Source organism: Thiosulfatimonas sediminis (assembly GCF_011398355.1).
In the GTDB taxonomy this organism is placed as follows: Bacteria; Pseudomonadota; Gammaproteobacteria; order Thiomicrospirales; family Thiomicrospiraceae; genus Thiomicrorhabdus; species Thiomicrorhabdus sediminis_A.
Genome location: NZ_AP021889.1, coordinates 870,500 through 882,152 on the forward strand (window position 1 = coordinate 870,500; position 11,653 = coordinate 882,152).

Here is an 11,653-nt window from a genome sequence, read left to right on the forward strand (position 1 = left end):
TTAAGGTTAAGGGAGACACAGAATAATTCCAAATGCCTTCAAGCACAGAACAATTTGACTGGACACGCAACACAGTGCAGTTGAATTGCTCAAAGTCCCTAAGGGAGAGGCTTGCAAGGATTACTTCTCGTTGAAGTTAATTGAGACTTATTCTGCCTATCTCTAAGATAAAGCGGCGCTGAAACCCAGTTTCAGCGCCGCTTTTTTATCAAGAGTGCGGTAGAAATTTCTGCAAAATACTTTTTATCGTGTCAATTGAAAAAGGTTTGCAGATGAAATCATCCATGCCTGCCTGAAAGGCCATGCTACGGTCTTCTTCAGAGCTGTTCGCGGTTAGCGCCAAAATCGGTAAATGCAAATTTTTACTGCGTAGAATGCGCGTGGCATCGTAACCTGACATCTCCGGCATTTGGCAGTCCATCAGCACTAAATCGTAATCGTGCATGACAGATAATTTGTCAATCGCGTCAAAGCCACTTGGCGAAAGGGTCACTTCAAACTCTAAGGCGTGAAGCGTTTTTTCACCCACCAGACGGTTGACCGCATTGTCATCGACCAGCAAAATATGCCCCTTGCTTTTTGCTTTATCAGATTTCAATACCTCGCTGTGACCTTCCTCTTGTAGATTTAAGGCGTCATTAAAGTGTTCATTTAGAACCTGTGTGGTGCGTGAATAATCGTATTCATCGCCTTCGAAATAATCGGCGCTTTGCAGCGGTAAAATCGCACTGAAACAAGAGCCGCTACCCAGTTTACTACTGACATGAACTTTACCGTTCATGATTTCAACAATCCGCTTAGTAATGACTAATCCCAATCCTGTGCCGCCATACTTTCGGGTGGTTGAGGTATCGACTTGTGAGAAATCTTTAAACAGTAAGTCGAGTTTCTCCTGTGGTATTCCTACGCCGCTGTCACATACGGAGAAGTTAATCCACTGCGCTTGTTGCATGACATTCAATTGCACACTACCGAATTCAGTAAACTTAATGCCGTTGCTGAGGTAATTGTTGAGAATCTGCGTAATGCGCGTTGGGTCACTGTGCACGTATTGCGGTACTTCTTTGTCGATATGCAGATTAATTTCAATATTTTTGAGGTGCGCGCGGCGCATAAAGCTTAAATGGATTTGGTGTAGTAATTTGCGCAGGTCAAAAGTGATTGTTTCAATCCGCATCTGGCCAGCCTCGATTTTTGAGAAGTCGAGAATGTCATTGATAATATTGAGCAGTGTTTTAGAAGAGTGTTGTGCAATGCTTAGAAGTTGGGTTTTATCATCGCCATTGTCTACTTTCAGCAAGTCTAAAACGCTAATAATGCCATTTAAAGGGGTGCGGATTTCATGGCTCATCGTTGCGACAAATTTCGATTTGATTTGACTTAGATATATCGCGTTGTTTTTTTCTGCTTCCAATTCTTTCGTGCGTTTAATGACTTGTTTTTCCAGTGATTGGCTCAACGCTTGAAGGGATTGATTGCTTTGATACAGTTCGAGTGACTTCGATTCTAAGAGACGCTCGGCTTCTTTACGTGCGCGCTTTTCACGCTCAAAACGGCGCTCGAGTTGTGCCAGTGACTTTTCTAGCTCGGCAAGGTGTTCTGGCGATGGCGCACTCATTGAGCCCCCTTAGGCATGGTCTTCTTTCTTTGTTAGGGTAAAAACCACAAAGCTTTTATGATCGCTGGAACGATCCTCCATTTCAATGTCGATGTTTTCCTTGAAATAGCTTGCGCTGCCGCGAATTAAACCGTAGGCGAGTGCCGAGAAAGGACGGTTAGAGCGATAAATAAGCTGCATACTTTGTCCACTTTGTTGACTATCAAAAGAGGGTAATTCTGCTTCTGGATAGAGCTTTTTGACCTCAATATGCACTTTGTTTTCAATGGTATCCAGAAAATCAAAACAGTTATTCACGTTTTCAAAAAACTGTGGATAAAGTGCTAAAAATCGTTGCAGCAGGTGTTCCCCAAAAAGTGTGACTAAATCTTCCACAGCAATGCCACTGTGTTCACTGAGTTTGCCGACTAAGGTAATTAATTCGGTATGATCATAGGTGCCGACTTGGGTGTAGGCGCCCTGAGAAGGAAGATTTGATTCCTCGATGATGTTATCAGCCATTTCTAGGCCGAACTTATCTTCAACCAATTCGATAAATTCTGAAAAAACGATACCTTTCACTGTTGAATCCCCAAGGGTTGATTGAATAATTTAGTTTTATCAGCTTAGCATAGAGACGATTTCAGAGGCGTTCTAAACCGCTCGATTTTATAGGATAAATGAATAGGAATTGCTATCAATTAACTTTTGATTTTACACAAGTTCTGTTGGCAACTTAGCCCCATATAAAGAAGAATTTAGCTTGCCTTCACTAGGGCGTTAAAAAAATATGCAGAAAACCTAGCTGATTGTGTTGTTGATTTTTAGCGGTGGTTTTATGCTAAGAAGAAGTGAATACATTCACTTTGGTTTTCGCGTGGCGCTGGAATGCTCAGCAACGCCATCCGTTATAAGTAAATGTCCACGAATGTTGAGTTACGAAATGTCTAAAATTTGCATAACACTTTGCCAGTTTTCGCCTGATTGGCAAGCGCCAAAGCTCAGTTGCCAGCGCTTGCAAAACCAGCTGGCATCAATTCCGACCTGCGATTTATTAATTCTGCCAGAGATGTTTGCTAGCGGTTTTTCAATGCAGCCGCAGCAATTTGTCGAGTCATATTCGGTCGTTTCATTTTTGCAGGATTTAGCTGTGCAGCGCAACGAGTCAATTATTGCTGGCGTGGCTGAAAAGCATGATACAGCATTCCAGAATAACGCTTTGGCCGTCAATCCATATGGCCAGATTTTGTTGCGTTATCAAAAGCAGCGCTGTTTTACCTATGCAGGAGAGCAAGAGGTCTATCAGGCTGGAAAGCAGGCCGGCATCGTTGAGGTTGCCGGAGTAAAAACCGCACTGTTTGTCTGTTATGACTTACGTTTTCCGGAATTATTTCGAGCGCCTGCACAACAGATAGAGATGATGGTGGTGCTGGCTAATTGGCCGCAAGAGCGCCAAGCGCATTGGTCGGCATTATTACAAGCCCGAGCGATTGAGAATCAATGTTTTGTGATTGGGGTTAACCGAATCGGCGAGGATGGCAATGGGCTGCATTACGCTGGCGGCTCGATGGTGATAAATCCCGATGGGGTGGTGATAACGAAACTGGCGAATGAGTCGATTGCGCAAGTCATCATTGATTTGGATGAGGTTGCGCAACAGCGCCAAAAATTTGATTTTTTGGCGGATTATTAAGTTTTTAATTAGACGAGAAAAGATGCGGAAACAGAGATCGTTTCTGTTCATCGGTTAAGTTTTGCACCGTGTCGATGTTGTTGGCAAAAATCGTTTCAGGGTCTTCCGGATAATGCTGTAAAGCCTTTTCCAAACTGGCTTCACGCAAAATATGGAGCAACGGATAGGGCGCACGATTCGTCAGGTTTTCTGCATCGTCTGCAGCGGTGTCGGCAAATTGATAATGTGGATGAAAGCTCGCAATTTGCACTGCGCCTTGCCAGTTTTGTTGTGCCAATAAAGCATCTACCCAATCGAGAAACTGATTGTAGTCTTCAAATGTCTGTAAATAATCAGTCACGGCGATGATGGTGGTATCGCGTTCTGCGGCAGGGCGCGCTAATAAGTCAGTAATTTCAGTGGCTAAATCGGTTAATAAGTCAGCATCGTTGGTTGCTCGGCTGATTGCTATATGCACTTGTCCTTTTTGCCATGGGTGTTTGGCAAACGGGCATAAGTTTAAGCCGATGACCACCTGCTCAAGCCAGTGCTCAAGCTGTTGGTGAATATCGTGTTCTGATTTCATAAAGGGTTCACTATGTGTTGGCGAAGCAAAGAGGCATTGTCAAGGCGCTGGACATCGGTTTTGGCCAGTTCTTGGATTTGGCTGGCAGAGTAATCTGTTGCATGATAGACAAATTGCAGATATTCATCACCGGCTTGTAAAAAATGTTGTTGGGCAAATTCGCTGTATTGAGTTGCCCCCAGTGAAACTAAAAATTGTCTTGGAAAACCAGCGGCATGAATAATTTGATTAAGATTTTCTAAAGGTCCAAAGTTCGCTTGATGATTAAATTTATCTTTCATCCAGTCGAGTAGTTGCTGATGAAAGTAGCAGTAACTGGCGACGGCGCTGTCAATCCCATACGTGTGTATCGTGCCATCACGTTTTAAAAAAGAGGCTATGCGATAATCGTCCAATACGCCACCTTGGTCAAGGTTGTTGAGTTTGATGAACTGTTGACTCAACCCTTTGGAGTGTGCGCCCCAGTTTTTTTTGTCGCTGATTTTACGCGCATTAGGCCGGCGAATTGAGCAGTCGTTAAAAGCGCTAAATGCTTGTGGCTGCAAGCTGACAATTTTGCCAAACTGATAGGTGACGGCAAATAGGACACATATTTCTGGTTCGGCTTGTAAATGGGCGTTATCCCCTAAATCGGCCGGTAGAATAATCTGTGTGTCACTAAAAGGATAGATTCCCAAGCGCCCGGTTGAATGCGGCACATAAAATGGAAAAATTCCTTTCGGTGCTGAAGCACTGTCGGTTTTGACATGAACAAAATCCGGTGTTTCGCCAGCTTGTTCAAGGTGGCCGGCAAAGTTTCCGGCGATGCCTAATCCAAGTACTTTGCTTAAATCCATGCGTTTTCCTTTTGTGCTTTAGAACAGCAGATTTTGCATCTGACGACGAAGCCCCGGGACTTTTTGCGGCGCTTTAATTTCGATAATCGCTAATAGCTTTAGAAAAGAGGCTTGCGCTTTAGATTTGGTGTCGTTTGGTTGTTGCTGTGAAATTTGCAAAATTTTTAACAAAGCTTCTGCACCGGATTCTTCTTGGCCATGCAGAATCAAAATGGATGACAATTGAAACAGTGCTTCCAGTCCCTGTGCCGATTGTACCCCTTGTTGCTGCAAAATGTGTTGTACGGTTTGAATATCCGGCCCATCATTCGCTAATTCTGAAAAATAGAATATCGCTTCTGCTTGTTTGCCTTGGGCTGATTTTTGCACGTTTTCGCCTAGGCCGTTGAAGATTTCCCGTGCCGCGTCGGTCTGGCCGGTTTTGAGGTAGAAGTCGATCATATCAAACAGAATGTTGTAGTTTTCTGGTTCGAGTTGATTGGCTTGTTTCAGGCAGTCAAAAGCGCCGATTGTGTCCCCTTGCGCCGCGAACTGTTTCGCTTGTATGCGTAAGCGGTCGGTCTCACTCTCTTCAAGATGTGGGCGCATAAAGCTTTCGCACACCTCTTCGGTCATGGTCTCATTGAGAATCCCATAGGCGGTACCGTTTTTTATCAGCTTGGCGTAAGGCAGTTTGGATTCGTCCACGGCAAACTGTGTGCTGAGCATGATTTGCTCTTCAATCTGCAGTTTGCCAAGGATGAATTTGCCAGGGTATTTTTCTGCCAATGCTTCCCAAATTTCGACATTTTGCACTGATTCGGCGTGCTCAGGGTGCCAAAAAATTAGAACCACTGGTAAGCGGATAGAGGCGTCAACAACGAGAGTTGAAAAGTTTTCACTATTGATGTCGGCAATAAATGCTTCGTTCATCGCAGTTTCCTTTAGGTTAGCAATTCTTTGAGAAAATACAGTTTTTCAAGTGCTTGGCGTGGCGTTAAATTGTCAATGTCGGTTGCTTTGACTGCCTCCCCAAGTTTTTCTAAGCGAGGGTCGGGCATTTGGAAAAGGTCGAATTGTTGCACTTCATCGCTGCTTTTGGCAACACGATTGGCCACGCTTTGGTTTTCTAAGTCATGGAGATGTTCTTTGGCGCGATGGATAACCGTTTGTGGCACGCCAGCCAAGGCGGCTACTTGTAGGCCATAGCTTTGTGACGCAGGACCTTCTTGAACTTGATGTAAAAACACAATCTTATCTTGATGCTCCATCGCATCCAAATGAATATTGACGGTGTTAGCGTGTTCGTTTGCAAGTGCGGTTAGTTCAAAATAATGGGTTGCAAATAAACACATTCCTTTGATTTTTTGTGCCATTTCTTCGGCGATTGCCCATGCCAATGCCAAGCCGTCAAAAGTCGACGTGCCGCGTCCGACTTCGTCCATTAGAATCAGTGAATGCTCTGTTGCATGGTGCAGGATATTCGCCGTTTCGGTCATTTCCACCATAAAAGTCGAACGCCCAGAGGTCAAATCATCAGATGCGCCGATACGGGTAAAAATGCGGTCTACTGGGCCGATTACGGCAGAACGCGCCGGTACATAACTGCCAATATAAGCCAGCAATACGATTAACGCGGTTTGTCGCATAAAGGTCGATTTTCCCCCCATGTTCGGGCCGGTGATAATCTGCAAGCGCCGTTTGCTACTAAATTTACAATCGTTGGCGATAAACGGATCTTGGCACATCGCTTCTACCGTGAGGTGGCGACCTTGTTCGATTTCAATCCCCGGTTTGCTCGTCAATCTTGGACGGGATAAATCTAAGCGTACGGCTTGTTCGGCAAGATTCGCCAGTAAATCTAACTCCGCTAAGCCTTGCGCCGCTTGTTGTAATGGCGCTAAATCTTGGTTAAGTTCGTCAAGCAGTTGTTGGTACAGCGCCTTTTCGCGTGCTAACGCTTTTTCGTTGGCGCTGAGTATTTTATCTTCAAAGGTTTTAAGCTCCGGCGTGATGTAACGTTCTTGTCCTTTTAAGGTTTGGCGCCGGACATATTCGGCAGGAACCTGTTCACTTTGCAGTTTGCTGACTTCAAGGTAGTAACCATGAACTCGGTTGTAACCGATTTTTAAGGTATTGATGCCGGTTTTACGTTTTTCACGTTCTTCCATGTCGAGCAGATATTGCCCTGCATTTTGTTTTAGCCCGCGCAACTCGTCTAACTCGGCATCAAATCCGTCAGCAATCACACCGCCATCGCGCATGAGTACCGGCGGATTATCGACAATCGCTTTATCCAAACGGTCAGCCATTTCTGGAAATTGACTGATTTTTGCGCTCAACTGTTTTAAACGATGCGCTGCGTGGTGTTGCAGTGTATTTTGCAACGATGGCAGTGCATTGAGAGAGCGTCCAAGTTGCAATAAGTCTCGAGGTCGCGCTGAGCCAAGCGCAACGCGCCCGAGAATGCGTTCCAAGTCGCCGATGTTTTTTAGTTCGCTGCGCAGTGGTGTTAGATGCGCTTGCTCTAATAAATCGGCAATCGCGTCTTGTCGTGCGAGTAAAATTTTTTGATCGCTCAAAGGTTGGTTTAGCCAACGTTTGAGTAGGCGGCTGCCCATCGCGGTAACGGTTTGGTCAAGCAGTGCGGCTAAGGTGTGTGTGCTGCCGCCTTGTAAGTTGCTGTCGATTTCCAGATTACGACGGCTGACAGCATCCAATACAAGACTGTCGCTGATTTGGTAGGTATGCAAACTGCGAATATGGCTGATGTTTTTTTGGAGCATCGCTTGTGCGTAATGCAAAATGGCGCCACTGGCGGCGATCGAGGCGGGAGCACGCTCGCAACCGAACGCCACCAAATCTTTAGTTGCAAAATGGCGGCATAGGTTTTGGCGGCAAGTATCACTGTCAAAATGCCATGCTGGATATTGCTGGACAGACGATTTTTTTGTCAGCTGTTGGCTGAGTGCAGCACTGAAATCGGTCGCTTGCGCTAAGATGATTTCTGCTGGTTTAATCCGCTCTAATTCGGCGAGAAGCTGTTCAAGATTATCGATTTGCGTCGTCTCAAAACGCCCACTGGTTACATCTAAATAGCTTAGACCAATTTGCTTTTGCTCTTCGCAAATGGCGCATAACAAATTTTCACTTTTTTCCTCTAGCAGGGTATCTTCGACCAAGGTTCCGGGTGTGATAATGCGTACGACTTTGCGTTCGACCGGGCCTTTTGAGGTTGCAGGGTCTCCAATTTGTTCGCAAATGGCCACCGATTTGCCGAGCTTAACCAGTTTAGCCAGATAGCCTTCTGCCGCATGATGCGGGATTCCAGCCATTGGAATCGGCGCGCCACCAGATTTACCCCGTGCGGTCAGCGTAATGTTGAGTAACTCAGCCGCATTTTGCGCATCCTCATAAAACAATTCATAAAAATCGCCCATACGATAAAACAATAGGTGATTAGGATGCTCGGCTTTGATGGCTAAGAATTGCTGCATCATTGGAGTGTGCTGGAGATTTTTTGTCATTGAGTGCGCTGTAAAGTTTAATGTAAGTAGTTGAATATAGTATTTTTTTGAAAATTTTAGGGGGATGGTTAATTCCACCAAATACGCATTTTACGTCTGCGTTTTTAGATATTTTGGTCTAACAGGTTTGTTGTCATACACCGAGCATTATGCGGTTACCTTTTGCAAAGGGAGGCGGCTTTATTTGGTTGCAAATACTAACACAAAACCCCATAGCGTTCCTGTGATTGAAAAAAATCAATCTGGGCGAGATGCTGAAGGATGTTAGGGAAAATGCCAGCTTGAGAGTAATGCGGACGTCGAGAGGGCGCTTTTTTATTATTTTTATAAAAATCAAGGTGGGTTGACGAGGCAAGTCAAGCTTGGTACCTATTCCGATATGCGTTTGGCTGAAGTTGCATGAGTTTAAGTCCATCAAAGAAAATGGAGCCGATCCGCAACTCTTTATTGAAGCTGAGGAGGAGAAAGCGGAGCTTGAGCGTAACCGACTAGAGGCTGAAATAACGCAGCAAATGTTTACCCTTAAGACGATGGTCGATCTGTATTTGAATGGATAGAAATGGGGAGGTGAAGGCTACGACCAGTTTGCCGTGTATCACTGCAAGAGTGGATTTGGATACGCAGGAATTGCTCAGCAAAGCGGCTGCTTTGTACAGGTGTCGTCTAATCTGGACGGGCTGATAAGCGGGCAGTATTTACAAAGCGCACGCGGTGAAACCTATTCGCCTCATCCAAAAGTAGAAGAATCTACCCCCATTTTTAATGGCGAAACCGAAAGACAAGTAGCGCAGGTGGCGTTACAAGTCTTGCAGACCTATCAGCATCAACCGCAATTGGCACCGACCACCCAGGCACTGAGTCGTGCTGACATTCAACAGCAGGTGTATCAGGCAGTATCTGAGCAGTTGCAGAACAAACAACAATCTTTATTGCAAGACGAAGAGTATCTTCAACTCGAAGAGGTGATCGCCAAAACCACACAATTTTTGATTGCGCAGACGATTGATATTCCGCGTATTTTGGTGCAACCGATTGGCGAAGTGACCTATGGCTATCAGCCGTTTTCGGTGGATTTGAGTGGGTTGAATTTGAACCCAAGTAATTGGGATTTGGTCTTGCAAAGTTTGCAGACCAATCAGCAAAGTACGCTGGCTGCGGAACAAACGAGAAAATACGCGCGCTTAGAGGATTATGTCATCGAGCATCTCGTCGATTTTGATGATATTTCTTACGACGAGCATGGCGAATTGATTTATGATTTAGTCGGGCAAGTGGTGCGTTATTTCAAAGAGGCCAAGTCCTTTAGTGAGGATGAATTGCACAATATTTTCTTTGGCTTTGCCAAGCAAATTGCCGCCAATATCCATGCTCAGATGGCCGAGCATTTTTGGCAAAAAGCGACGGGTTATGAGGTGAAAATTACCGCCGGGTTTATGCCATTAAAGCAGCTTACCTTTAGTTTTGATGGTAAGCAAATTCATAACCTGTATGACACGGTCGCCGATAAGAGCAAAATAAAGTCGATGTTGTTTGGCGGCTTTAGCAAGTGTTAGTATCCGGTGCAGAAGTTTGATTCGGATACCGAGCGCACCTTTGCCAAGATGTTGGAGCGCCAAGCGATTAAATGGTTTAAGCCGGTTTCTCGTCAGTTTCAGATTTTTATAAAGACGGTGTGGAGCACCGAGAATACCTACCGGATTTTGTCGCCGAGTTTGAAGATCGCATTTTGATGGTTGAAACCAAGGCGCGTAATGAAATGACCGACGCTATCGTGTTGGCTAAAAAAGAGGCAGCTGAAAAATGGTGTCAACAGGCTTCTGAACATGCGTTGAAACATGGCGCTAAAGCGTGGGTCTACAAACTCATTGCCCATGACCAAGTGCAAGAACAGATGGCGGTGCTAGATTTTTAAGGGCTTGCGGACTTTACGCAGTTCAGCAAAAAGAGAAGCAGATTGGATTATTTTCATTTAAGTCAATTACGCAAAACGCATCCGGCTTGGCGGTTATTGTGTGCTGAGCAGGCGCCTTTGGTAATGAGTTTTTTGCATAGGGTGTTTATCGAACCGAATGTACGCAGTCTATTGCAGTCGGAGTTGATACTCAAACTGGAAGATTTTCTCTATCAACTGAGGCAGGAAGTGGAGGATGAGGACGCTTTTCCCAAGTCCGCTTATGCGTATCTAGAAGACTGGGCGCAGAACGATAAAGGTTGGTTGCGTAAGTTCTATCCCCTTGAGGCCGAAGAGGCTGCTTATGATTTAACACCTGCTACCGAAAAGGCGATTGCGTGGTTGCAGAGTTTGCAAAATAAATCATTTATTGGCACTGAATCACGCTTGCTAACCTTGTTTGATCTGCTAAAACAAATTGCCTCAGGGACAGAAGAATCCGCCGAAAATCGCATAGCGGAGCTTAAAAAACAACGCGCGGAGCTGGATGCTCAAATAGCCGTGATCGAAAAAGGCGATTGGGCGGTGATGGACGACAGTGGTGTTAAAGAACGCTTTATGCAGTTTGATCGAGTGGCGCGTGAATTATTGGGGGATTTTCGCCAGTTAGAGCAGAATTTTCGTGATCTTGATCTGTCTGTACGTGAAACGATTGCGACCTGGGAAGGTTCTAAGGGAACCTTATTGGAACAGATTTTTGCGGAACAGGACGTGTTGGCGGACTCGGATCAAGGTAAAAGTTTCCAAGCATTCTGGCGCTTTTTGATGTCCTCACAAAGCCAGCAGGAGCTGGAAGCCTTGTTGGCCAAGGTGTTTGCGCTCCAGCCGGTGATGCAGTTGGAGCCGGATAAACGTTTGCAAAAGGTGCATTACGACTGGCTGCAAGCCGGCGAACAGACGCAACGTATGGTGCAAAAACTGTCATCGCAATTGCGTCAGTTTCTTGACAAACAGGCTTGGATGGAAAATAAGCGGTTATTGCAGCAATTGGATAGCGTATTGCATCAGGCGGTGGATTTAAAAGGTGAGATTCCGGAAAGCTTGAATTTACCGAAACCTTTCGCTGCCTTTATGCAGCTGGAGCTGCCGAAGTTTGATTTGAGCTTTCCGATGGAACGCAGCTTGTTTCGTCCGCCTTTACAGCAGGATCTTAGTGTTCAAGTGGAAGCAGATTCTGGGCAAGCAGTGGATGTGTCGGCGCTATTTGAAGAGGTCTTTGTGGATGAGCTGGTGTTAAAAGAACACATTAGCCAGTTATTACAGTCCAGGCGTCAAGTCAATTTGCAGGAGGTTTTGTCGGCCTTTCCTTTGCAGTTGGGTGTAGCAGAGCTGGTCGGTTATTTGTCGATTGCCAGTCAAAATGATGCGGATGCGCCTTGGCAAGCCTTGCTGGATGATGTGCATCCTCTGTTGCTGCATTGGCAGGATCTTAGCGGCAAAGCGCACCAAGCTTGGGTGCCGAATATGATTTTTACCCGTTAGTAAATGATGGATTGGGGTGGCTG

11 protein-coding genes are annotated in these 11,653 nt (G+C 45.4%); 5 read left to right on the forward strand and 6 right to left on the reverse strand.

All coding sequences use genetic code 11. The features are described from left to right. Positions 1–208: 208 nt before the first annotated feature. Positions 209–1,618: an ATP-binding protein gene (locus HRR27_RS03990; protein ID WP_173271126.1), complete on the reverse strand. Its 1,410-nt coding sequence runs from the start codon at positions 1,616–1,618 to the stop codon at positions 209–211. A 9-nt stretch (positions 1,619–1,627) separates the two neighbouring features. Beyond that, positions 1,628–2,179, reverse strand: a complete 552-nt coding sequence (locus HRR27_RS03995) for a heme NO-binding domain-containing protein (protein ID WP_173271128.1) — start codon at positions 2,177–2,179, stop codon at positions 1,628–1,630. A 361-nt stretch (positions 2,180–2,540) separates the two neighbouring features. Between HRR27_RS03995 and HRR27_RS04000 the strand changes: the two genes are divergently transcribed. After that, positions 2,541–3,290 (forward strand): nitrilase-related carbon-nitrogen hydrolase, encoded by a 750-nt coding sequence (locus HRR27_RS04000; RefSeq protein WP_173271130.1) that lies wholly within the window; start codon positions 2,541–2,543, stop codon positions 3,288–3,290. 4 nt (positions 3,291–3,294) lie between these two features. Here the strand turns inward: HRR27_RS04000 and HRR27_RS04005 are convergent, their stop codons facing one another. The 4 genes from HRR27_RS04005 to mutS are packed head-to-tail and all read right to left on the reverse strand — an operon-like array spanning position 3,295 to position 8,197. Beyond that, complete coding sequence (locus tag HRR27_RS04005; RefSeq protein WP_173271132.1) at positions 3,295–3,855, reverse strand: DUF1415 domain-containing protein; 561 nt, start codon at positions 3,853–3,855, stop codon at positions 3,295–3,297. Next, entirely contained in the window at positions 3,852–4,691 is an 840-nt protein-coding gene (locus HRR27_RS04010; protein WP_173271134.1) for a DUF5718 family protein, read from the reverse strand. Before HRR27_RS04010 ends, HRR27_RS04005 begins: the two co-directional genes overlap by 4 nt. An 18-nt stretch (positions 4,692–4,709) precedes the next feature. Further along, positions 4,710–5,603 carry a tetratricopeptide repeat protein gene (locus HRR27_RS04015; protein ID WP_173271136.1) on the reverse strand — a complete coding sequence of 298 codons (894 nt, stop codon included), beginning with the start codon at positions 5,601–5,603 and terminating at the stop codon, positions 4,710–4,712. Between the two features lie 11 nt (positions 5,604–5,614). Beyond that, entirely contained in the window at positions 5,615–8,197 is a 2,583-nt protein-coding gene (gene mutS / locus HRR27_RS04020) for a DNA mismatch repair protein MutS (protein WP_173271138.1), read from the reverse strand. Positions 8,198–8,559: 362 nt separating this feature from the next. Between mutS and HRR27_RS04025 the strand changes: the two genes are divergently transcribed. The 4 genes from HRR27_RS04025 (at position 8,560) to HRR27_RS04040 (ending at position 11,630) form a co-directional block, all read left to right on the forward strand. Continuing rightward, positions 8,560–8,754 (forward strand): hypothetical protein, encoded by a 195-nt coding sequence (locus tag HRR27_RS04025; RefSeq protein ID WP_173271140.1) that lies wholly within the window; start codon positions 8,560–8,562, stop codon positions 8,752–8,754. Positions 8,755–8,853: 99 nt separating this feature from the next. Further along, positions 8,854–9,750 (forward strand): hypothetical protein, encoded by an 897-nt coding sequence (locus HRR27_RS04030; RefSeq protein ID WP_173271142.1) that lies wholly within the window; start codon positions 8,854–8,856, stop codon positions 9,748–9,750. 119 nt (positions 9,751–9,869) lie between these two features. After that, positions 9,870–10,109: a hypothetical protein gene (locus tag HRR27_RS04035; protein ID WP_173271144.1), complete on the forward strand. Its 240-nt coding sequence runs from the start codon at positions 9,870–9,872 to the stop codon at positions 10,107–10,109. A 42-nt stretch (positions 10,110–10,151) separates the two neighbouring features. Beyond that, entirely contained in the window at positions 10,152–11,630 is a 1,479-nt protein-coding gene (locus tag HRR27_RS04040; protein ID WP_173271146.1) for a DUF3375 domain-containing protein, read from the forward strand. Positions 11,631–11,653: the final 23 nt, after the last annotated feature.

Bases quoted from the DNA above. Each gene is read 5' to 3' on its own strand.
- HRR27_RS04010 (WP_173271134.1), bottom strand. From the start codon at position 4,691: ATGGATTTAAGCAAAGTACTTGGATTAGGCATCGCCGGAAACTTTGCC.
- mutS (WP_173271138.1), bottom strand. From the start codon at position 8,197: ATGACAAAAAATCTCCAGCACACTCCAATGATGCAGCAATTCTTAGCC.
- HRR27_RS04005 (WP_173271132.1), bottom strand. From the start codon at position 3,855: ATGAAATCAGAACACGATATTCACCAACAGCTTGAGCACTGGCTTGAG.
- HRR27_RS04015 (WP_173271136.1), bottom strand. From the start codon at position 5,603: ATGAACGAAGCATTTATTGCCGACATCAATAGTGAAAACTTTTCAACT.
- HRR27_RS04000 (WP_173271130.1), top strand. From the start codon at position 2,541: ATGTCTAAAATTTGCATAACACTTTGCCAGTTTTCGCCTGATTGGCAA.
- HRR27_RS03990 (WP_173271126.1), bottom strand. From the start codon at position 1,618: ATGAGTGCGCCATCGCCAGAACACCTTGCCGAGCTAGAAAAGTCACTG.